Annotated in this window: 18 protein-coding genes; 8 read left to right on the forward strand and 10 right to left on the reverse strand. The window is 59.4% G+C overall.

Features of this window, described 5'->3' with window-relative positions:
• Positions 1-5: 5 nt before the first annotated feature.
• Positions 6-200: a hypothetical protein gene (locus AC1RO0_RS11590; RefSeq protein ID WP_498593030.1), complete on the reverse strand. Its 195-nt coding sequence runs from the start codon at positions 198-200 to the stop codon at positions 6-8.
• A gap of 66 nt (positions 201-266) precedes the next feature.
• On the reverse strand, positions 267-806 hold the full coding sequence (locus AC1RO0_RS11595; RefSeq protein ID WP_498593031.1) for a hypothetical protein: 540 nt from the start codon (positions 804-806) through the stop codon (positions 267-269).
• 496 nt (positions 807-1,302) lie between these two features.
• Here AC1RO0_RS11595 and AC1RO0_RS11600 point away from each other — a divergent pair, with 496 nt between their 5' ends.
• Positions 1,303-1,659 (forward strand): helix-turn-helix domain-containing protein, encoded by a 357-nt coding sequence (locus tag AC1RO0_RS11600; RefSeq protein WP_498593032.1) that lies wholly within the window; start codon positions 1,303-1,305, stop codon positions 1,657-1,659.
• Positions 1,660-1,742: 83 nt separating this feature from the next.
• Here the strand turns inward: AC1RO0_RS11600 and AC1RO0_RS11605 are convergent, their stop codons facing one another.
• The 3 genes from AC1RO0_RS11605 to AC1RO0_RS11615 are packed head-to-tail and all read right to left on the reverse strand — an operon-like array spanning position 1,743 to position 4,134.
• A complete protein-coding gene (locus AC1RO0_RS11605; RefSeq protein ID WP_498593033.1) occupies positions 1,743-3,140 on the reverse strand; it encodes an ATP-binding protein in 1,398 nt (465 codons plus the stop codon).
• The gene (locus AC1RO0_RS11610; RefSeq protein WP_034516109.1) at positions 3,137-3,808 is read right to left on the reverse strand and encodes a response regulator transcription factor; all 672 of its coding nucleotides are present in this window, start codon (positions 3,806-3,808) and stop codon (positions 3,137-3,139) included. Before AC1RO0_RS11610 ends, AC1RO0_RS11605 begins: the two co-directional genes overlap by 4 nt.
• Before the next feature lie 2 nt (positions 3,809-3,810).
• Positions 3,811-4,134, reverse strand: a complete 324-nt coding sequence (locus tag AC1RO0_RS11615) for a PepSY domain-containing protein (protein ID WP_498593034.1) — start codon at positions 4,132-4,134, stop codon at positions 3,811-3,813.
• Positions 4,135-4,305: 171 nt separating this feature from the next.
• Here AC1RO0_RS11615 and AC1RO0_RS11620 point away from each other — a divergent pair, with 171 nt between their 5' ends.
• Complete coding sequence (locus tag AC1RO0_RS11620) at positions 4,306-8,349, forward strand: Pls/PosA family non-ribosomal peptide synthetase (protein WP_498593035.1); 4,044 nt, start codon at positions 4,306-4,308, stop codon at positions 8,347-8,349.
• 127 nt (positions 8,350-8,476) lie between these two features.
• Here AC1RO0_RS11620 and AC1RO0_RS11625 read toward each other — a convergent pair whose 3' ends face one another.
• From AC1RO0_RS11625 to AC1RO0_RS11640, 4 genes are all read right to left on the reverse strand, one after another.
• Positions 8,477-9,355 (reverse strand): glycerophosphodiester phosphodiesterase, encoded by an 879-nt coding sequence (locus AC1RO0_RS11625; RefSeq protein ID WP_498593036.1) that lies wholly within the window; start codon positions 9,353-9,355, stop codon positions 8,477-8,479.
• 939 nt (positions 9,356-10,294) lie between these two features.
• A complete protein-coding gene (locus tag AC1RO0_RS11630; protein ID WP_498593037.1) occupies positions 10,295-11,821 on the reverse strand; it encodes a SulP family inorganic anion transporter in 1,527 nt (508 codons plus the stop codon).
• 4 nt (positions 11,822-11,825) lie between these two features.
• Positions 11,826-12,530, reverse strand: a complete 705-nt coding sequence (locus AC1RO0_RS11635) for a carbonic anhydrase (protein WP_498593038.1) — start codon at positions 12,528-12,530, stop codon at positions 11,826-11,828.
• 236 nt (positions 12,531-12,766) lie between these two features.
• Positions 12,767-14,563: a hypothetical protein gene (locus tag AC1RO0_RS11640; RefSeq protein ID WP_498593039.1), complete on the reverse strand. Its 1,797-nt coding sequence runs from the start codon at positions 14,561-14,563 to the stop codon at positions 12,767-12,769.
• 419 nt (positions 14,564-14,982) lie between these two features.
• Between AC1RO0_RS11640 and AC1RO0_RS11645 the strand changes: the two genes are divergently transcribed.
• From AC1RO0_RS11645 to AC1RO0_RS11660, 4 genes are all read left to right on the forward strand, one after another.
• On the forward strand, positions 14,983-15,192 hold the full coding sequence (locus tag AC1RO0_RS11645) for a cold-shock protein (protein ID WP_007691656.1): 210 nt from the start codon (positions 14,983-14,985) through the stop codon (positions 15,190-15,192).
• A gap of 130 nt (positions 15,193-15,322) precedes the next feature.
• Positions 15,323-15,547 (forward strand): hypothetical protein, encoded by a 225-nt coding sequence (locus AC1RO0_RS11650; protein ID WP_007691662.1) that lies wholly within the window; start codon positions 15,323-15,325, stop codon positions 15,545-15,547.
• Between the two features lie 36 nt (positions 15,548-15,583).
• Positions 15,584-15,964, forward strand: a complete 381-nt coding sequence (locus AC1RO0_RS11655; RefSeq protein WP_498593040.1) for a DUF6481 family protein — start codon at positions 15,584-15,586, stop codon at positions 15,962-15,964.
• 296 nt (positions 15,965-16,260) lie between these two features.
• On the forward strand, positions 16,261-18,117 hold the full coding sequence (locus AC1RO0_RS11660) for a B12-binding domain-containing radical SAM protein (RefSeq protein ID WP_498593041.1): 1,857 nt from the start codon (positions 16,261-16,263) through the stop codon (positions 18,115-18,117).
• A gap of 62 nt (positions 18,118-18,179) precedes the next feature.
• Here the strand turns inward: AC1RO0_RS11660 and AC1RO0_RS11665 are convergent, their stop codons facing one another.
• Complete coding sequence (locus tag AC1RO0_RS11665) at positions 18,180-19,079, reverse strand: LysR family transcriptional regulator (protein WP_498593042.1); 900 nt, start codon at positions 19,077-19,079, stop codon at positions 18,180-18,182.
• 107 nt (positions 19,080-19,186) lie between these two features.
• Between AC1RO0_RS11665 and AC1RO0_RS11670 the strand changes: the two genes are divergently transcribed.
• Positions 19,187-19,753 (forward strand): chromate transporter, encoded by a 567-nt coding sequence (locus AC1RO0_RS11670; protein WP_498593043.1) that lies wholly within the window; start codon positions 19,187-19,189, stop codon positions 19,751-19,753.
• Entirely contained in the window at positions 19,750-20,280 is a 531-nt protein-coding gene (locus AC1RO0_RS11675; RefSeq protein ID WP_498593044.1) for a chromate transporter, read from the forward strand. The genes AC1RO0_RS11670 and AC1RO0_RS11675 overlap by 4 nt, the downstream gene beginning before the upstream one ends.
• The last annotated feature ends 254 nt before the right edge of the window (positions 20,281-20,534 follow it).

Here is a 20,534-nt window from a genome sequence, read left to right on the forward strand (position 1 = left end):
CACGTTCAGGGTTTCACGACCTCGGCAAGTTCGCTTTGTGTAAGTCTCACCTCAGTCTCTCCCGGTGTCTCGTCCGGATGCGAAAACTCCATACCCTCCGTTTCGGGCATATCGAGTGCTTGGGTCGTGTTCATGATTCCGACCGCGACGCGCCTACCGCGTTTCTTGACGGTTGCTTCGACCATTCTCTTCTTGGACATCGGTTTATAGCTCCGTTGGTTGACTATCATAGTGATGCAGGGATGCCGTCTGGCGTACGGCTCCGATCAGGGATTGGCGCCGCCTTCGTTGTCCCACCGTGCCAACGATCCGGCACTGGGCGACTTGGCGTTATGAGAGCGCACTTCGAAATCAGCCCTTAAGGCGTCGCTAGCAATCAACGCGGGATCGGACATCTCCATCACCCCACGGTCCAAATCTCGGCGGTCTCTGTCGACTTCTATGACCGTATAGAGTCTCTCGTTTCGAAAAGCGCTTGCTCCCATCGTTGCAACGCTTTCGCCTGGCATGGATTTGGCCTTCATGAAGTTGCCGTCAAAGGCGGCCGCCACCACACGCGCATCGCCTGTTGTCCGTGCCGCGACCAACATCTTGCCGCGCCAGGGTGCAATATCCCAATTGGGATCATTGAAGGCCGCGATAGGCACCAATTCGTAGACGCCGAGCATCTCGCCGCGTCCCACAAACGTCGATGACTCTCTGGCTGCGTCGCGCAATTGAGCCTGGCTTTCCACCGATTGCCCGGCAGCGTTGCTACTGGTTCCCTTGAACGGTTCATTTCCGCCCGTCACGACGTTGTTCGACATTCGCATGTTCCTTGTGCGGCATCGCCAATGGTTGCGATATCCAAGGAAACGAGTGGGTGGGCCGGATAGTTCCGGCCGGGTCCAAAGCATGTGCTGGCGCGCAGGCTCCTCCTGAATTGAGTAGGCGTTGGCGGGGACGATGCGTTCGCATGGCGGCTGCGACGGCGAGCTTCGACAGCCTTCTAGCGGGGCGATACGGCACCCTCCATATTCATCAATTAAAAAGCGAAATTTTAGATATTTTAAATTGTTATTCTTGAAGTAACGTATGTACTTGTGGTAGATTGTGCTTAATTGATTATTATCACACGAATATATAGTAAATTTTTGGCAAGATAATCTATTTATAAGACAGAATAATTGTGGCTGTATCTATGAAGATGCTACTCGCCATCTGTGTGCGGGGAAGCAAAACTGATCGGGCGCCAACATGAGCAACATAGTCACGAGCAGAAAACCTTATCATGCATCAGCCGGTGGATCGGGATGCCATCCCGTGGACACCTACGTCGGGCAACAAATTCGCCTTGCGCGCAAGACGCAGCGGATGTCTCAAGAGGCTCTCGCGAAATGCCTCGGAGTGACATTTCAACAAGTCCAGAAGTACGAAATCGGCGCCAATCGCGTCAGCGCGTCGAAGCTGTTCGAGATAGCGACGGCCCTGCAAAGGCCCGTTTCCTATTTCTTTGAAGGGTTTGTTAATGCGGCGGAAAGGGATCCGACGGACGTGGAAAGAGAAAGCGTCACGGTCATCCAGCATACCGCCGAAGGCCGGCGTCTCGCGAAGGCGTTCGTCGCGGCAATGCCACAGGTTCGCAAGGCGGTCGTAGGCCTGCTGGAATCGATGGAGTAGCGCTGGATCATTGGGCAAGCGCGAACTGCAATGGGTATTTTGCGACCACTATCCGGATAGCCGCTTGCATGTCTGGCAACCTCTTATGTCAACAAGCCCGCTACCGCCTGCCTATCCTTGATCAACCGTGACGGCAGACTGACGGTGACCGACAATCCGCCAAGATCCGAACGGGTGAGTACAAGCTTGCCGTCGTAAGCTTCCACCAGATCCTTGGCGATCGCGAGACCAAAGCCGGTGCCGGTGATACTTTCGTCAAGGCGCCTGCCGCGTCGAATGAACGCCTCTTTCACACCTTCCGGCAGGCCGGGTCCATCGTCATCGATGATCAACTCCACACCACCCTGCTCCTCCAGCACAGACAGACGAACCCTCACCTTCCCCCTCGCCCATTTCCGGGCATTGTCGATCAAGTTGCCGGTGATATCGGCAAAATCTGTCTCGTCTATCGCCAACCACACCTCCGGCTGCTCGAAGAGTTCGAACTCGATCTCCCTGTCAACCGTCAGGCGTTGCATGACGGAAATGATCTTCTTCAGATCGGCGCTTGCATTCAGAACGCCAACCGTATGAGCGGCCGCCAAGCTTGCCCGGGTCTGCGCCAGCGTACGCTTGATCTGCGCTTCCATGCGGCCAATCTCGTTGCGGATCGCGGTCGCTCGCGCCGGCATGCCCTCTTCCGCAAGCGCGCGCGCCGTCGCTTCAAGCGCCGCCAGCGGGGTCTTGAGACCATGCGCCAGATCACCGGCACGGGCTCGTGCTTGCGCCAATTGCGTCTCGCGCGACGTCAGCAGGCCATTGAGGTCGTCGACGAGAGGCTGGACCTCGTGCGGGAACTGGCCGGTTATCTGCCGCGCGGATCGGTCCTGTACCGCCATCAACGCAATGCGCAGATCATGCAGCGGCCGCAATCCATACCGCAGAAACGCCACGACCGCACCGATCAAGGCGACCGACAGCACCCCAAGAGAAGGCGCCATGGCATAGAAGAAGCGCCAGCGCGCCGGCGCAAGTTCGCCGTTGTCGAGCGCCATCACGATATCGACCGTCTGATCGCCGGTTGCCGACGTAATCGAGACCGACCTCTCGACGGCCAGGAGCTGACTGCCGTTAGGCCCCGACATATCCGTCGCGCGACCCGCTTCTCGCGGGCGAGAGCGAACCCAGGGCAGATCCTGTTCCCACAGCGATTGAGAGCGCAGTTCCACCGTGCCGTTGCGGCCGACCTGCCAATAGAAGCCGCCATTGGGCACGCCAAAGCGCGGATCCGTCGGCATCTCATCAAGAACCAGCTGGTTGGACGCGTTTATATCGACCGCCGCCAGCAGGACTCGCAATTCCTCGTCAATTTCGGAAAGCGCCAGAGCCCGCACGGCCAACCCGGAAATGGCATTGATGCCGATGCCGGCAAGAAAGGTCGCCACGACGATCGCCACCGCCGAACCTAGCAATAACCGCCCTCGCAGCGAGAATGGCGTCATACCGACGGCACCTCGCTCGGGATGAGATAGCCCTGGCCACGGCGGGTCTCGATCACCGTTCCATCGAATTTGCGCCGAAGGCGCGCGACAACGACTTCGAGCGCATTCGACAGAAGCTCCGTCTCCTCGTCATAGATGCTGTCGGCAATCTGCGAGCGTGAGAGTACCGTGCCGGCATTGTGCAGGAGATAGGCGAGCAGGCGGTATTCGAGCGCGGTGACCTGAACGGGCTGGCCGCGAAACGAAACCGTGCGCTGGCGCGTATCGAGCTCCAATACGCCGTTGGAAAGGATGGGCGAGGACTGACCCGCCGCCCGGCGCATCAGGGCGCGTACGCGCGCCAGAAGCTCTTCCATCCGGAATGGCTTGGTAAGGTAATCGTCCGCCCCGGCATCCATGCCGTCCACCTTGTCGCGCCAGCCGTCACGAGCGGTCAAGATGATCACCGGCATGCCGCGCCGACCGGCGCGCCAGCGCCGCAGCACCGTCAAGCCGTCGAGTTTCGGAAGGCCGAGATCGAGGATAACAAGGTCAAAATGTTCGACATCGCCGCGATACCACGCCTCCTCGCCGTCGGTGACGGTCGAGACGATATAGTGCTGGTCTTCCAGACAACGGCGCATGTCGGATACGATGGTGGGCTCATCCTCCGCGATCAGGATCCGCATCGTCAGTGTCTCTCAATCACGGCGAGCGTCGAGCCGTCCAGCACGATGTCGCCACGTTTTCCATCGGCTCTCAGCACGCGCACCGCATAAGCCTGATGCCCCGCGCGGCGTATCCGTTTGATGCGCAGGACCCGTCCCGGCATTTCTCGCGCGACGACGGCGTATATGTCGCGCAACGGCCGCAGGGCCTCCGCCGCTTCGACAGAGGCATTGTTGTGCGGATTGGCCGAGGCATTCACGCTTTCGAAGCACAGCAAAGTCGCCGCCAAAAGAACAGCCAGCCAGCGGGGCCAGCCGGCTCTTTGCCCGTAGATGCACAACGCCATTCATCCTTCTATCGACACTGCCACGCAGGCAAGGCCCGCGGCTGCCTTAGCATAGCTGCGCCAACCTTACAGTTCGCTGACAGCGCCAGTAAGAGAGCTGCAAATTGAAAGGTATATAAGCATCAACGGATCGAGTCCCGATCGTGTCAACACAAGTGTCGCAGAAGTTACATGACTATCCAGATGTCGTCGATTACCTCAAATGCCAGCCTGTCCGTGTTCTCCGGCAATATCCGACCTGAGTTCATTCGCGACGAGACACTGGTGGACATATTCAAGGCCACAGTTGCCCGCGCACCCGACAGAACGGCACTTGCTTTGATCGGAACCGATCAAACGATGACCTATGCCGAGCTCGACCAGCTCTCTGATCGAGCCGCCCGTGCCCTCAGCTTGCGCGGCATCGGCCCGGGTGACTTCGTCGGCCTGTGGTTCCAACGCTCCCTCGAGCTGCACGTCGCACTTCTCGCGATCCTCAAGGCGGGCGCTGGCTATATCCCATTCGATGCCGCCGCACCCGCGGACCGTGTGGCGACGAGTCTTGCCGATTGCGGCGCCAGATGGCTGTTGACCCATGACGGCCTGGCGGCACTCGCGCCGGCTTTCGACGGTGAAACCCTTCTCCTGAAAACGTTGCTTGCCGATGACATCACGGACATCGTACCGCGCGCTGCTACCCACGACGACCCCGCCTACGCGATCTACACGTCCGGCTCCACAGGCAAGCCAAAAGGGATCGTGATTTCACATCGAAACATCTGCCATTATCTGAGGGCAGGCAACGATATCCTCGGGATCAACGGATCGGACATCGTCCTTCAGCAAGCCTCGGTCGCCTTCGATCTCTCGCTCGAGGAGATATTCGTACCCTATCTGGTCGGTGCGACCCTGAAGGTGGCGACTGCGGCTGTCATGGCCGAACTGGATCGGCTCGCCGACGTGCTCGAAGCGGAAAAGATCACGGTCATCGACACGGTGCCGACGCTGCTCACCATGCTGGAGCGCGATGTCGAAAGCCTGCGCGTCATCATCGTCGGCGGCGAAGCATGTCCGCCCGCGATCGTCAGCCGCTTTTCGCGACCTGATCGTCGCCTGATCAACACCTACGGTCCGACCGAGACAACGGTCGTGGCAACCTACGCCGAACTCGACCCGTCGCGACCGATCACGATCGGCTGCCCGATCGCCAACACGACGGCCTATGTCGTCGACGAAAACCTGGCGCTCGTTGCGCGCGGCGATACGGGCGAACTGCTCATCGGTGGGCCGGGCGTCGCGGCCGGATACCGCAACCTGCCGCAGCTCACCGCCTCGAAGTTCGTTGCCAACCCCTTTGCACCTCACGGCGACCCGGTGCTCTATCGCAGTGGCGACGCGGTGCTGATGGACGAGGAAGGCCAACTTCACTTTCTCGGGCGCATCGACGATCAGGTGAAGATACGCGGATACCGCATCGAACTCGGCGAGATCGAAACCGTCATCGGCGACCTTCCGGAAGTGAAGACGGCCTCGGTGGTGGTGCACCGGACGCCCGATGGCGAAGACATGCTGGTCGCCCATGTCGTGGCATCGGGCAACGTTTTTGACCGTGAAAAGGCGCGTGCCGCCTTGGCCACCAAGCTGCCGCCCTACATGGTTCCTGGCGCCTGGCATAGCCATGTCTCGCTGCCACGGCTGGCCTCCGGCAAGATCGACAGGAAAACGCTTGCCGCAATACCGCTGGCAAACGATCAGACGACCCAAACCCAGGAGCCGCCCCGCAGCTGGGCCGAAGCGCAGCTCCTGAAGGCAGCAATCGAAGTGTTGCGCGTCCGCGTGGTCAACTTCGAAGCCGATTTCTTCACCGAACTCGGTGGCCACTCCATGCTGGCTGCACGGTTCGTGTCCGAGGTCCGCAAGATCAAGCCGCTCGCCGGCATCGCCCTGCGCGACGTCTATGCCGGTCGCACTCTCAGAGGCATCGCAGCAATCCTGGAAGCCGGCATCGATCATTCTTCCGAGCCGGATCGCGTCGACTTCACGCCCGTTCCCTGGCGCCGGCGCTTCCTCTGCGGCCTGGCTCAAGCTGTCGTGCTGCCCTTCATCATCGCACTTGCCACGCTGCAATGGATCGGCCTGCTGCTGGCCTCCATCCTGCTCATTCAGGATGGCGTTCCGATGTGGAATGAGATGCTTATTCTCGGCGCCATCTATGTCGGCCTGAACCTTGGCGAGAAGCTGATGGTCGTCGGCCTCAAATGGCTCATCATCGGCCGTACCCGTCCGGGCGTTTACCCCTTGTGGGGTAGCTATTATTTTCGCATCTGGCTGATGCAGCGCATCGTCCAGCTCACGGCGCCCAAATTCCTCAAGGGCTCGCCGCTGATACGCGTCTATATGCGCGCGCTTGGCGCCGATGTCAGCCGCAACGTAATGATCGATGAATTCGAAGAGGGTGCAATCGATCTGGTGCGGATCGGCGCCAGATCGAGCCTTGGCGTCAAGCTCAAGCTCGCAAACGTCGAAGTCATCGGCAATCAGATCCATGTCGGCACCATCGATATCGGCGAAGGCGTGCAGATCGGCAATGGCTGCGTGATCGGCCACAACGTCAAGATTGGCGATGGCGCTGAAATCGGCGATCTGACGGCCATAGCGGCAGGCACAAATGTCAAAGCCCATACGCGTTGGGATGGTTCGCCAGCTCGCCAGACGTCGCAAGTGGAGCCCACCTCCGATCCCGCTCATCCCGAACTTGGGGCCGTGGCGCGCGCGTTTCAGTTCGCCAGCTATTTCGTCGCTTACAATCTGAGCCTGGTCATCGGGCTCCTGCCGATCTTTCCGGCCTTCTTCCTGTTCTCCGCCGTGCAGCGCATGCTGTCGCCCGGCACTGATGAACCTCTTTCCTGGTGGATGGTCACCACGCTCGCCTGGCCCGCGGCCCTTGTGCTGATCGTCGTGTCGATGGCCGTCGTCGTCGTGCTGCGCTGGGCGCTGCTGCCCCATGTCGTGCCCGGCCGCTATTCCATCTTCGGCAATCTCTATTTCCGCAAATGGGTCGTTGGCCTGACCACCGAGGCGATGCTCGAAACCCTCAACTCGCTCTATGCCACCGTCTTCATGCGCAACTGGTATCGCCTGATGGGCGCCAAGATCGGCAAGGGTACGGAAATCTCGGCAAGTTTTGCCGGCCGCTACGATCTCATCGAGATGGGCCGCGACAATTTCATCGGCGACGAAACCGTTTTCGGCGACGAAGAGATCCGGAACGGCTGGATGATCCTTGAGCGCCTCAAGACCGGCGACCGCTGCTTCTTCGGCAATTCCTCCGTCATCTCGCAGGGCGCGGTGATCGAGGATGACGCGCTGGTGGGCATCAAGACGCGTTTGCCCGATAGCCTGCATGTCAAGGCCGGTGAAACCTGGTGCGGCAGCCCGGCCTTCCAGTTGCCAACCCGCCAGAAGCTGCAGGCAGCAGCGGCCAGCACCTATGCGCCACCGTTGCGCATGCGACTCGTACGCGTGGCGTTCGAAGCCATGCACACCTCGCTGCCGACGGCCATCCTCATCGTCATGGCGATGGCAACCGCCAATCTCCTGGCGAATGCCGTCGATGACGGAGCCTGGGGCCGGTTATTCTGGATGCTGATGGCAACGGGACTGGCGACGTCCGGCATCCTCTATCTGGTGGCGGTCGCGTTCAAATGGACCTTGATCGGCACCTACAAGCCGATGAACAAGCCAATGTGGTCCTGGTGGGCGATGCGTACGGAGGCCGTCGCGGTCTTCTATGGCGGGCTCGCCAGCAAGGCACTGCTGGATTATCTGCGCGGCACGCCGTTCCTACCGTGGCTGCTCCGTCCCTTCGGCACCAAGATCGGTCGTGGCACCTGGATCAACACGACCGATATCTGCGAGTTCGATTGCACGGAGATTGGCGACCACGCTGTTCTCAATATGGGCTCCTGCCCCCAGACACATCTCTATGAGGACCGCATCATGAAGGTGGGCCGGATCAAGATCGGCGCTGGGGTAACGATCGGCTCCGGCAGTACCGTGCTGCATGATGCGAGCGTCGGGGATTTCGCCGAAATCGGTCTCCTGACCTTCGTGATGAAAGGCGAAACCATTCCGGCGGGGACATCCTGGGCCGGTACGCCCGCCCAGGCGGTTCATGCCACGCAAGACGCGGTACCCGCAAACGAAAGCGAGGCCCTGCCCTCCGCCGCAGCGTAAGCGCCTGTCGCGACAACGCCTCTTCGCTGGATCACCCTGATCGTGGCAGACACCATCACCGTTCTCGTTCACCCGGTTTCGGGTGGGCGGGACGTGCCATTTTGGCCTCGCCCAAAACGGTCGCGGTTTATTTACCTGAGCTTTCCCCTGCCACAAGCGCTTCGAGCCCTACTGGATCGTCGGTGGTGATCTGATCCACCCGAAGCGCAAGCAGACGCATCACTTTCGGCAATATTTCATATGTTGCCGCGCGAATGGTGTAGGCATCGATCTCCAGGCCATGGGCATGAAATGCCCCGATCAGATCAAACCCTTCGGCATCGGCGAACAATATCAGCTCGTGGGCAAGATATATCATTCGCGCGCGCGGGGACGCCGCGATGGCACCGGCAACAAATCCTGTGAAATCCCGGCTTTGCCGTAACCGCGCGCTCGCGCCATTGTGGCAGGGATCGTAGCCTATCGGCATAGCGGGGACCGCTTCCGATAGCCGCTCAACCGCTTCGGCATCGCCGGCGGACAGAATGACGGACCGCGCGACCGGAGCAATCGCCTTCGCAAAAGCGGCAATATCGCCTTCGCCTATGCTGGAGGACGGCGCCTTCAGGTCCAGTTGCAGCACCGCATCCGGCGAATAGCCGGCGTCACGGATGAGCGCCGCCAGGTCTTCAATCAGCAGGATCGGGTGAGCCGTCCGGTTTCTATCGCTATCGCGCAGACGCAAATGGGCAAAATCTTCGCGCGTGGCAGAGGCAAGCGGCCCCTTGCCGGTGGTCGCCGGATGCAGATCCTCGTCATGCAGCACAACGAAACCATCGCCGCCGTAGCGCTGCAGATCGATCTCCATGCTGGCGCCGATCGCCATCCCCTCGATGATCCGTGCCTGCGTGAATGCGATGTCACCAGCGAAGCGCCGTCCGCGATGCCATTTGAGGAGACAGCGATGGCCATCCAATTCAATGTGGAGGCCGCGGCGATCAGGTGTTGTGGAACTGCTTTTCGTCATTTTGGTCCGGCTCCGCATTCGTTCGGCGAGCGAGCCTGCTATCACGGAGATTATGACAGGACGACGTCGCCTGTGTCGAAAATGCCATAGAGAGCACCCATTCGCACGACACGGTCGGCGATAACGTTTTCGGCGCCGCACACCGACACAAGAAGGTCTTCCCTATTTGGCCTCAAGAAGTTAAGTCGCTCTTTTTCTTATCAGAAGCTGAATATTTATGTTTCGTTAACCCGCTTGCCTTAGCAGCCCACACCCCGGCGTTTACGCCGCGTCGCATGCAAGGAATTCATGAATGGCCCCCCACTATCAATCCTCCACCCCGGAGATCTTCCAACGCAAGATCTCCGACTTCTGTACGTTGCGGCTGGCGCCATTATTGCAACAGCGGACGTTCGAAAACGTCCGGGCCTACATGATTGGTCTCGTTCAGTTTCGATCGAATCCCCCCACAAGAGCCGGAAAGATCGATTGGCAGGCGATCGCCCTTGCTTGCGACATGGAGAGCGAACTCACGACCGAAGTGAAACGCGCGGTTCAACCGGGTTTCGATGCCATCGCCCGCTATCTGGGAATGAGCAAGCCAAGCAAACCAAGCCCGAGCACCGCCCTTCCCCGTCGTCCCCCGAGCAAGCGGGGCAAGAGTACCGGTGCGAGCAGCTCCCAGACACCGAGCAGCTCTCTCAGAAAGCCGAAAGCCACATCTCCGGACAGACGATCGGCACCACTCATAACGATACCGAATCGCAGCCGATGGGCTCCATGAGGTCACACCCCTGGAGATACTCAACCGGGGACTAACTTGGGCCGAAAGGCCCGGCTTATATTCGTACCAATCGGGATGGCCGAAAGCTGTTCCGACCATCCCAATCAACAAGTTCGCTATTTCAGATCAAGCCCTTCAGCCTTGCATGCCAAGGCTTCGGTTTGTCTTGTTCGGCCTCATGCAACTTCGGCCGACAATCGCTCGAAAATCGGTATCAGCCGAGGGTGACGGCCGGCGGGAGGATGCTGGATTTCAACAGCGCGGCCTATTTTCTTCTGCCGCTTCAGCCATTCGCGCAGTGTTTCCGCGCAGGTGTGGTCGAGATAGTGCAGGTCCCCGCCAGCAATCCGCACTTTGCGGCTCGCTGGAAGTGTCTCCAGCATATTCAGGAGGACCGGCACATCCTTGCATGTCGCCACCCCGGCGAGAGCGACATGGACCACGTCCGCATCCTCTGACCGGTCAATGGCAAGTTTGCGGCGCAGATGCGGGAAGACCTCCAGGATCGACAGCGCTAGGCCAAGCGCAACGCCGACAAGCAGGTCCTGCACGACGACCATGGCTACGGTCGCCGCCCAGATCCCCACCGGCACCCAGCCGTGATGATCGAAGAGATGGCGCACATGATGGAGGCTGATCAACCGCCATCCAGTGACAAGCAGCACGGCTGCCAGCGCCGTCAACGGCACAAGGCCGAGCAATTGCGGCAGAAGCGCCACAAGCCCGAGGATCCAGACGCCGTGCAGGACCGCCGAAGCTCGTGTCCGCGCCCCGGCCTGGATATTGGCCGAAGAGCGGACGATGACGCCGGTGATCGGCAGAGCACCGAGGAAACCGCATAACGCATTGCCGATGCCCTGCGCGAACAGTTCCTTGTTGAACCGCGTCCTGACGCCGTCATGCATGCGATCGACGGCAGCGGCTGATAGTAGCGTCTCGGCACTGGCGATGACCGCAATTACCAAGGTCGTGACGATAATGCCCGGCTGTACCATTTGCCGGAAGCTTTCCATCGTCGGCAGTGAGATACTCTCGATCAATGAGGCAGGCACCTCGACCCTGGCGATCGGCAATTGCAGGGCAACGGTCAGCACCGTTCCCGCCGCAACGCCGACAAGCGCGCCGGGCACCAGCGTCAATGATTTCGGCCGGAATTTTTCCCATCCGATCATGGCAAGCAGGGAAATCAGACCGACCAGCAAGGCGGCGGCCTCCTTCGTCAGCCCAGTTCCCCAGAGGCGCCCGATCGTCCTCTCCATGGCGGTGACGTTCTCGATGCCGCCAGCCGCCGGCTGGGCGCCCATCAACACATGCACCTGTCCGAGAATAATGAGGATGCCGATGCCAGCGAGCATGCCGTGGACGACAGCCGGCGAAATTGCCCGAAACCAGGAGCCGATCCGGAGGAAACCGGCCAGGATTTGCAAAAGCCCGGCGACAACCAGCACCGGCCCGAGCATGGCGATCCCATATTGCTCGACAAAGCTGAAAACGATCACGGCAAGACCGGCGGCGGGGCCGGAGACCTGCAGCGGCGACCCAGCCAGGAAGCCGACCACAATGCCACCGACGATGCCGGAAATCAGGCCCATCGCCACAGGCACGCCGGAGGCGACGGCAATGCCTAGGCAGAGCGGAATGGCGACGAGGAAAACGACCAGGGAGGAGGCAAGGTCACGGGAAAGCGTAGAGCTGTTGGTCATGGAGCTACTCCGCAACAAGGGCAGCAGCAGACTGCGGCGTGACACGCAGATGACCGCGACCGGTCACGGCGACCGGCAATGGCCGGTCCTCATGTATTTCGGTAAAGCGCGCGGCTGCACCATCATAGACCTGCACCTCGCCGGTTTCGATATCGAAGAACCAGCCGTGCAGCGTGACGTCGTTGGTCGCAAGCTTGGCCGCAACGGAGGGATGCGTGCGAAGATGGTTCAGCTGGACCACGACATTCTCCATGGCGACGGCCCGCACCTTTTGGCGTTCGGACAGGTCGGCCGGATAGGCCTCGCAAACGATCGAGTGAGCGGCATAGCTGTGTTTCAGCCAGGCAGCGACATTCGGCATCGGCTTCAGCAATTCCGGGCAGCATAGCCCTTTCATCGCGCCGCAATCGGAGTGGCCGCAAACGATGATGTCACGGACTCCGAGCGCTACGACGGCATATTCGATGGCAGAGGAGACGCCGCCATTTGCGGTGGAGAACGGCGGAACGATGTTGCCGGCATTGCGGCATACAAACAATTCCCCCGGTCCCGACTGTGTGATTGTCTCGGGCATGACCCGGCTGTCCGCGCAGGAAATCATCAAGGCCTGCGGCTGCTGGCCCTCCTGCGCGAGCCTCCGATAAAGCGCCGAATGGTTCGGAAAGACCGCGCCGCGAAAGCTCGAGATACCTTTTAGCAAGTCATTCATGTCTGGTCCTTTTGCTCAGGGGCCGGACGGAAGGCTGGGGGTGCACCCTAGCCCGGCAAATTAGCACATGCATATTTGTGCAAGTGCGAAATAAGAAAGGGATGCCGTAAAGGAAATGGCCGGAGCGCCCATTCGTCGGCGTTGCGGCGTCAAAATAAAGTGAGCATATCGTGAGATGATTTTGCTTGATCCATGAGCCGCTGCTTCGAGGCGAAGCGCTACCGGGAGCAAGCAGGTCAATTGACGGTGACGCTCTTCCAGCCGCCGTCATAGATCCAAAATTTGTGGTTGGTCGTATCGTATTGCATCGGCACCATACCGTTCACCGGGGTCGGTACGCCTGTGGGAGCGCCGGCTGTTGCAGGTATGTATGGGAACCCGGTAGAGGCATTGGTGGACAATGATTGCTGCCCTACTTGGACGCTGCCGCCGGACGGATTAAGCGCCAGCGGCTTTGTTAAGGCGTCCGCCTGAATGCTTTGAAAAACAAAGAGATCATTGACCGGATCATACCCCATGCCGAGGCGTTTTTCCGGAGAGGCAAAGTCGGCGATGTAGACATTGCCGCTGTTGGCACAGGTGTTGCTCCCATAGGCGCAGGTTTTCCAGGAGGCATTTGCGGCAGATGCCTGCGCTCTCAGTGTTCCAGCGAAATCCCATGGGTAAGCGGCAAAGGGGTTTCCATATCCAACGCCATGCGCGCCTTTGCTAACGATCTGCAAGCCAGTAATCGTGCTGTCGATGCTGTATGCGGCGTTAACGCCGCTCAACGGGCCGGCCGTGATCAGGCCCATCATATTGTTCTTGGTGGCTCTGCTCGTTGCTTGAATGGCAACGCTTTGATTTTTCCCCGACAGGCTGAAGTTGTTTATCGTCAGGTTTTGGACCCAGGGCGCACCCGAGGTATCGATGAGCAGGGCGGGATATGCCGCCAATCCGGCAGCACTCGGGTCCGTGCATTGCAGATTATTGAATGTCGCCGGCCCCTTGATGTTCACACAGTACTTATTGGGATTCTTGACCAGGACGTTCGACCAAACGGAATCATAGGCGTAGAAATCGCTCCATATCCCATAGTTTTCAGCATTATAGACTGCGATGTTGCTGTAAACCGAATTTGGGGAATAGGTGGCAAAGCCAATTCCGGATTGGTCCAGATGACTGTTTTTCGGGTCGATCTTGGCACCGTACGAGGAGATATTGCTCCAGGTCCCGTACGCTCCCCCGCCGATGTCGTTGATGAAGCCGACATAGGATTGAACGTCAATTGCGTTGGAGATAATCGCGCCACTGCCGGCGCCATTGTCTATCCCCGCGCCATTATGCCCCAAGATAGGACCACTCGTTTCATCGCCGGAGCCGCAATTCGAGGTATGAATATTATCGAGAATTACAAAGGAAGGCCTTGCCCAGACACCCACGCTGCCCTTCATGGCGCCGATACCAATGCAATTATTATATCCCTCGCTGACCCGTAGGTTCGTGCCGTGAAACCGATCGGCCTGGATCACGAATGCAACGCCGCCCCAAGGATTGCTGCCGAAATATGTTGGCGTCGTATAGGACGCTCCCTTCGGCAGTGCGTCTATGCTTAGATTGTCAATGACGGTGCCGGGTGCCGAAGCGAGTACATCAACGACGGGTGCAGCAGGGGAGCCGCTTGGCGCATTCCACTGAATGATGGTTGCGCCGCCCTGTCCTTGGATTTCCGTGGTGGAAACAATTTTCAAAGTGCTTGTCGCCGTGTTTAGGCAGAATGTTCCCGCAGGTAAAATGAGTTTTCTGCCAGCGGCTGCCACGACAGCTGCGTTCAGCGATTTCGTTGCATCAATCGCGCAGGAAGGGTCACTTACGAGGCCATAATCCAGCGCGTTCACTGTTCCCGTGGGCGATGGAACAACGCGCTGAACCTCAGCCGCACTTGATAGCCTGCCGGAGTTCTGCAGATCCTCGGAGACACCACTGGAAGGAGCGATTGTGCAAAGCAAAAGGCACGCATGGGAAAATTTGAAGTGGAGAATTGTATTTCTCATAAAAATCACCTCCCCATGGGCAAACGGTTCGCTCCCACATCCTCCACAGTTCCAGCCAGTGCACGATATTGGGGGGTGCAATATCCGCAATACAGACGGCGTCACACTTATACGATATGATACCGCCATGCCTTCAGCGATGTGAGCTTCGGCGGGATCAAAGCGGACCGCCATCGATCTCACCCAATTGCAGGATCAGAAAATACAACTATACAAAGCAGCCAAGCGCGACAAAAAACTAAAAGTTGACAAACATAATAAGAACGACTAGGGTCTGAAAGTCGATATTTGCTTGCTGAGCTTTGGTTACCGCGCGTTTAGCACCGCGCCCTGAACGAACCTTCCTTTCAAAAATCGTTATCATCATCCGCGACGCATTGGCGTCGTGGTTCTTTAATATTGCTATGAAAGGGTTCATCATGACCACTGGCACAGTTAAATGGTTTAATTCCACCAAGGGCTTCGGTTTCATTCAGCCTGACGACGGCGGCGCTGATGCCTTCGTTCACATCTCTGCCGTCGAGCGCGCCGGAATGCGCGAAATCGTCGAAGGCCAGAAGATCGCCTACGAACTTGAGCGTGACAACAAGTCGGGCAAACTGTCCGCTTGCAACCTTCAGGCTGCTTGAATTGAGATCTGCTTTCCTTTGACCGCGGATGTACCGGCACTGTTGAGAGCATGATACCAGCGAGGTCAGGCAAGTTGCCTGGCCTTTTTTATTGACGCCCGCCTAGCGGCCCTCAAATTCAGGACGCACCATGACAGAGAAACACAGCAAATCTCGCCAGCAGGCGGAAATTGCGTTCGGTGATGCGCAGTCGCAGTTCTTTGCGCGCAACAGCGCGGTCGACGAACTTGACTCGCTTGTCCGCGCACGGCAGGAAAAGACCTTGCGGCTGCGGGAAGCCCGCGAAGCAAAAGAATCCGAGACGCGGCTGAAAGTGGCCACTGCCCTTGCCGCAAAACGCGCAGGAAAAATCTGAGCTTCGGCTCAGAAGACCAACAACCAGGACCGAGCCTTGAAAAACGCCAGAAACAACGAACTTTCCGATCGCCGCGGTGCGGCCAAGGAAGCGAAAGCTGCTCTTCTTAACGCCTTTCGCGCTGCAAAAGATAGTAACGATCCCAGCAAGCTTGCCAAGCAGGCAGAGCGCCAGGCCGTTGCCGCCGCCAGGGAAAAGCGACACGCCGAGCAGCAGCGGGCAAAGCTCGAAGAACGCGAGCGCCTGCAGGCTGAAGCCATAGAACGTCAGGCTGCCGCTGAAGCCGCCGCCAAAGCCGAGATCGAAGCACGCGAGACGGCCGAGCGTGACCGCATCGCTCGCGAGATCGAGGAAGAAGCCGCCCGGAAGGCTGAGCGCGACCGTCGCTATGCCAGTCGCAAGGCGAGACAGGCATAACGCCAAACAAGCAGACCGGCAACCGCTCGCGCCGCCGAGCCGTTGCCCTTGGAGCACGGGGTTGCCCCGCGCTCCAGTTACGACCGAATACCGAACAATGACCGCCGACCCGCCATCATCTCGCCGTAAGCCCGGTCAGACGAGCCTTAACGCGCCTCCGGCGTTACACATTGGCCGATGCTCCCGTTATTTGCGTCACTTTAGCGCCCATCACATCAAGATCTTCTAATATCCCCTTGACGTAGCAATGGGAGTACATAAAGCTAAATTAGAAGTAGCTGGATTGGGGGCATCGCATGCGGGGGCATCCACTCATCGAGTCGGCGAATGACAGTCTTTCTCCAATAGTACCTATAAGCCGCGTAGACATATGGCTCATCAAGGCCACGCGGTATGATGACAATGGCTATCCGATCCGCTGGATCCGCTCCGCCATTCCCTCCAATTCGCTCGCCTGTGTCTGGGCCTTGGTCGATGATGCGGCGTCGCGCGGCGTGTTCGGTGCGGGGATCGATGTACAGGTCCACGCCATTGACGAAACAAATACGCGGGTCGATATTCCTGCCATCCTGAAGAGCCATAGCACCGAGGGAACACGGGCTATCGTCATGCTTGTTGGCGTACAGACCAACCAGTATCCTCGGGCAATGGATATCGCGCGCCCCTTGCGCCAAGCGGGTGTGCCGGTCTGTATCGGTGGTTTCCATGTCTCCGGCTGTGTCGCCATGCTCGGCGAAGATGCCGAGGAGTTGGCTCTGGCCCGGGAGCTGGGCGTCAGCCAGTTTGCCGGTGAAGCCGAGCCCGACCGTCTGGATGCCGTGCTGCAAGACGCCTTGGCGGGCACGCTGAAGCCACTCTATAACCATCTCAAGAAAGAGCCCGTCCTGCCGGGTTCGCCGGTGCCGCTGCTGCCGGGGCCTATCGTGCGGCGTTCCTTCACGCACTGGTCGAGTTTCGATCTTGGCCGCGGCTGTCCGTTCGAGTGTTCCTTCTGCACCATCATCAATGTGCAGGGGCGTCATAGCCGCTTCCGTACGGCAGACGAACTCGAGAGGATTGTCCGCCTGAACGCAGCAGCCGGCGTCACCAAATTTTTCGTAACCGATGACAATTTTGCCCGCAACCGCAACTGGGAAGCCTATTGCGACCGGTTGATCGAGCTGCGCGAACGGGAGGGGCTGGAGGTTCGCCTGCTGATCCAGGTCGACACCATGGCGCATCGCATCCCGGGCTTTATCGACAAGGTGGTGAAGGCCGGGGTGAGACTGATCTTCATCGGGCTGGAAAACATCAACCCCGACAATCTGGAGGCAGCCAAGAAACGCCAGAACCGTATCGAGGAATATCGTGAAATGGTGCTGGATTGGAAGCGGCATCCGGTGGTGGTCAGCTGCGGCTACATCATCGGCTTTCCGGCCGATACCCGGGAATCCATCCTGCGCGATGTCGATCTGATCAAACGGGAACTGGCAATCGACGTCCTCTATTTCAACATTCTCACTCCTCTGCCCGGCAGCGAGGATCACAAGAAGATGAAGGATGCGGGCGTATGGATGGACCCCGACTTCAACAAATATGATCTCAATCACCGCGTCACCCATCACGCACGCATGAGCGACGCCGAACTCGACGCCGTTTTTCACGAAGCCAGCGCGCGCTATTACGACTTCGAGCATATGGAACGGGTGTTCAAGCGCCGGGTACAGCTCAAGAACGGCATGCGGCTGACGACGCTTTACAATCTGATTGCCTATCGTGAGGGACCACGGCGCGAGGGCGTTGCCTTCGCCGAATTCGGGCTCGGCCGCATCATCGACCGCCATGAGCGGCGCTATGGCATGCCGCGCGAAAATCCGATTCCCTTCTACGCCCGCTATGCCTGGCGCTTTGCGCGCACCATCGCGGCCTATGCCTATACCTATATCCGGCTGCGTCTCACTGTCGCCAAAGCCTGGCGCGCCTGGGGCCGTCAGGATCTCTTTCCCTATAGCGACGAAGCCATCGCCGCCGTCGACATGCGCAATGATCCCCTGGTGCAGGAGACCGCGGCGCGCAGCACGGCCTATACCAAGCGCCGCCAGGAAAACCGGCTGAAGGCTCGGCTTGGTGAGGGCACCTACACCGACCAAGGCACCGAAGTCGCCGGCCGCTGAATTAGACCGCTTCTGCGAGGGGTCCGATCCGCGATTCACGCAGCCGGTCGATTGCGCCCGAATTACCGATGTTGTCGCACGCTCTCGATGAAGCGCCTGACGACCCCGGACGGGGTTTCGTCCCGGTAAGCCAGATGTAGCGGCGCGACCAGACCCGCCGCCTTCTCAATCCGAAAATAGACGATGCCATTCGCTTCCAGACGCGCCATGGATTCAGGGATGATCGAAATCCCGAGGCTGGCGGCAACGAGGCTCAGTGTCGACAGCAAACGCGGCGCCTCCTGACCGATCCGTGGGCTAAAGCCAGCCGCGCGGCATGCCGCGATGATGCTGTCGTAGAGTCCGGGGCCTGACGGACGTCGGTAGAGAATGAAAGTCTCGTTTGCCAGGTCGAGAAGCGGGATGCGCCGCGAGACCGCCCCCGTCGCCAGAGGATGCTGATCTGGCAGCGCCACCAGCATTTCCTCGTCAAGGATCGGCTCGATCACCAGTCCCGCCGAAGCGTCGACCGGCGAGCGGACGAAGGCGACGTCAAGCCGCTGCGCCCGCAGAGCCTCGATAAGATCTCCCGTACTGGCCTCCTCGAGAGCAAGTGACACATCCGGCGCCGATTGCTTGAGAGAGCGGACCATCGAGGAGACCAGCGGATGAAACGCGGCTGAACTCGTGAAGCCGATGGCAAGATTGCCCTGCTCGCCGCGCGCCGAGCGTTGCGTGGCCTCAATGGCGAGATCCACATCCGCCAGAATGATGCGCGCTCTGTCCACCAGGGTTTGTCCGGCGGCGGTCAGCGCCATTCCGCGCGGCAGGCGATGGAACAACGGCGTGCCGATCATGGTCTCCAGCGCGCGGATCTGCTGGCTGAGCGGCGGTTGCTGGATACCCAGCTGCTCTGCGGCGCGGGTAATATGCCCGGCGTCCGCAACAGCGACGGCATAGCGAAGATGGCGAAGCTCGATCATATCCATATGCATAACATATGGATGGCTCACTATCCATATATTGGACGTTGGTTCGCGCGAGGCTTATCCTGTCGTCAGAATTTAGAGACGACACGACAGGATAGATCATGGCAATTTCTGCTCCCCCTGACATCGTCGAGCGTGACACGCCGACATCGACCGAACTGTTCACCGGCTTCCTATTCCTCGGCCTGATCGGGTTTGGCGGCGTGCTGCCGCTAGCGCGGCGAATGGTGGTCGAGGAACGTCGCTGGCTCAGCGGCGAGGAATTCACCGATCTTCTCGGCCTGTGTCAGTTCCTGCCGGGCGGTAATATCATCAACATGTCCGTCGCCATCGGCCTCAAATTTCGCGGTATTGCCGGAGCCTTCGCCGCACTTCTCGGGCTGATCGCCGCGCCGACTGTGATCGTGATTGCGCTCGGCATGCTCTATGATCGCTTCTATGACGATCCTCATATCCGGCATCTGTTCGCCGGACTGGCCGCCGCCGCCGCCGGCCTCCTGGTGTCCATGGCGATCAAGATTGTCCTGCCCTTACGCCGCAAACCCGTTGCCATCGCGATTACCGTCCTCTGTTTTTTCGCTATCGCAATCCTGCGGCTACCGTTGTTGCCGACCATGCTGGTGCTTGCGCCGCTTAGCATCCTGCTGACCTGGAGGCTGCAATCATGATGGCGACGCTTCTTGCTCTGACCGTGATCTTCACGCAGCTCTCACTGCTGGCCTTCGGCGGCGGCAACACAATCCTGCCCGAGATGCAGCGGCAGGTCGTCGATATCCATCACTGGATGTCGGCCCAACAATTCGGCGCAATGTTCGCCCTCGCCCAGGCTGCTCCCGGCCCGAACATGATGATCGTGCCGCTCGTCGGATGGCATGTGGCTGGCGGCGCCGGCGTGCTGGTGACGTCGCTGGCCAAGTTCGGACCGTCTTCGCTTCTGACCGGGATTGCCCTGCATGTCTGGGAACGCTTCAAGGACAACCCCTGGCGCCGCATCGTGCAGGCCGGGCTCGTGCCGATGACGGCGGGCCTCGTCACCGCCAGCGCATCTGTCATCACCGAGGCATCAGCCCAGGAATGGATATTGGCGCTCATCGTCGTCATCGCTGCCTTGGCAACAACCACGACCCGTATTCATCCGCTGATCGTGCTCGCCGCAGGTGCGCTCATAGGCCTGAGCGGCATCGGACAAATGTGAGATCTGGCAGCATAAAACATCCTGAAAGCATCTTCGCATGTAGCTAGTCTGCATCGCAGCACGCCCACGTAAAACGTCGCCATAGCGCATCCCTCCGTTCAGGACGGATGCGCTAATAATGCTTGAGACCAAGCACATAACCGCGTCTGCGTTCATAACCGAACCAGCCTGTGGCGCCGGGCGCAACCTTCCGACGACAATATCCAACCTGCGCAACCACGATACGCAACGCGACACAAAAGTCGAAATCTACC

The sequence above is a fragment of the Rhizobium sp. GW821-FHT14E12 genome (assembly GCF_058803745.1).

What these genes read in the sequence shown, in the direction of transcription:
- AC1RO0_RS11590 (WP_498593030.1), bottom strand. Translation starts at nt 200, where the DNA reads ATGTCCAAGAAGAGAATGGTCGAAGCAACCGTCAAGAAACGCGGTAGG.
- AC1RO0_RS11595 (WP_498593031.1), bottom strand. Translation starts at nt 806, where the DNA reads ATGTCGAACAACGTCGTGACGGGCGGAAATGAACCGTTCAAGGGAACC.
- AC1RO0_RS11605 (WP_498593033.1), bottom strand. Translation starts at nt 3,140, where the DNA reads ATGACGCCATTCTCGCTGCGAGGGCGGTTATTGCTAGGTTCGGCGGTG.
- AC1RO0_RS11610 (WP_034516109.1), bottom strand. Translation starts at nt 3,808, where the DNA reads ATGCGGATCCTGATCGCGGAGGATGAGCCCACCATCGTATCCGACATG.
- AC1RO0_RS11615 (WP_498593034.1), bottom strand. Translation starts at nt 4,134, where the DNA reads ATGGCGTTGTGCATCTACGGGCAAAGAGCCGGCTGGCCCCGCTGGCTG.
- AC1RO0_RS11620 (WP_498593035.1), top strand. Translation starts at nt 4,306, where the DNA reads ATGACTATCCAGATGTCGTCGATTACCTCAAATGCCAGCCTGTCCGTG.
- AC1RO0_RS11625 (WP_498593036.1), bottom strand. Translation starts at nt 9,355, where the DNA reads ATGACGAAAAGCAGTTCCACAACACCTGATCGCCGCGGCCTCCACATT.
- AC1RO0_RS11630 (WP_498593037.1), bottom strand. Translation starts at nt 11,821, where the DNA reads ATGACCAACAGCTCTACGCTTTCCCGTGACCTTGCCTCCTCCCTGGTC.
- AC1RO0_RS11635 (WP_498593038.1), bottom strand. Translation starts at nt 12,530, where the DNA reads ATGAATGACTTGCTAAAAGGTATCTCGAGCTTTCGCGGCGCGGTCTTT.
- AC1RO0_RS11640 (WP_498593039.1), bottom strand. Translation starts at nt 14,563, where the DNA reads ATGAGAAATACAATTCTCCACTTCAAATTTTCCCATGCGTGCCTTTTG.
- AC1RO0_RS11645 (WP_007691656.1), top strand. Translation starts at nt 14,983, where the DNA reads ATGACCACTGGCACAGTTAAATGGTTTAATTCCACCAAGGGCTTCGGT.
- AC1RO0_RS11650 (WP_007691662.1), top strand. Translation starts at nt 15,323, where the DNA reads ATGACAGAGAAACACAGCAAATCTCGCCAGCAGGCGGAAATTGCGTTC.
- AC1RO0_RS11660 (WP_498593041.1), top strand. Translation starts at nt 16,261, where the DNA reads ATGCGGGGGCATCCACTCATCGAGTCGGCGAATGACAGTCTTTCTCCA.
- AC1RO0_RS11665 (WP_498593042.1), bottom strand. Translation starts at nt 19,079, where the DNA reads ATGATCGAGCTTCGCCATCTTCGCTATGCCGTCGCTGTTGCGGACGCC.
- AC1RO0_RS11670 (WP_498593043.1), top strand. Translation starts at nt 19,187, where the DNA reads ATGGCAATTTCTGCTCCCCCTGACATCGTCGAGCGTGACACGCCGACA.
- AC1RO0_RS11675 (WP_498593044.1), top strand. Translation starts at nt 19,750, where the DNA reads ATGATGGCGACGCTTCTTGCTCTGACCGTGATCTTCACGCAGCTCTCA.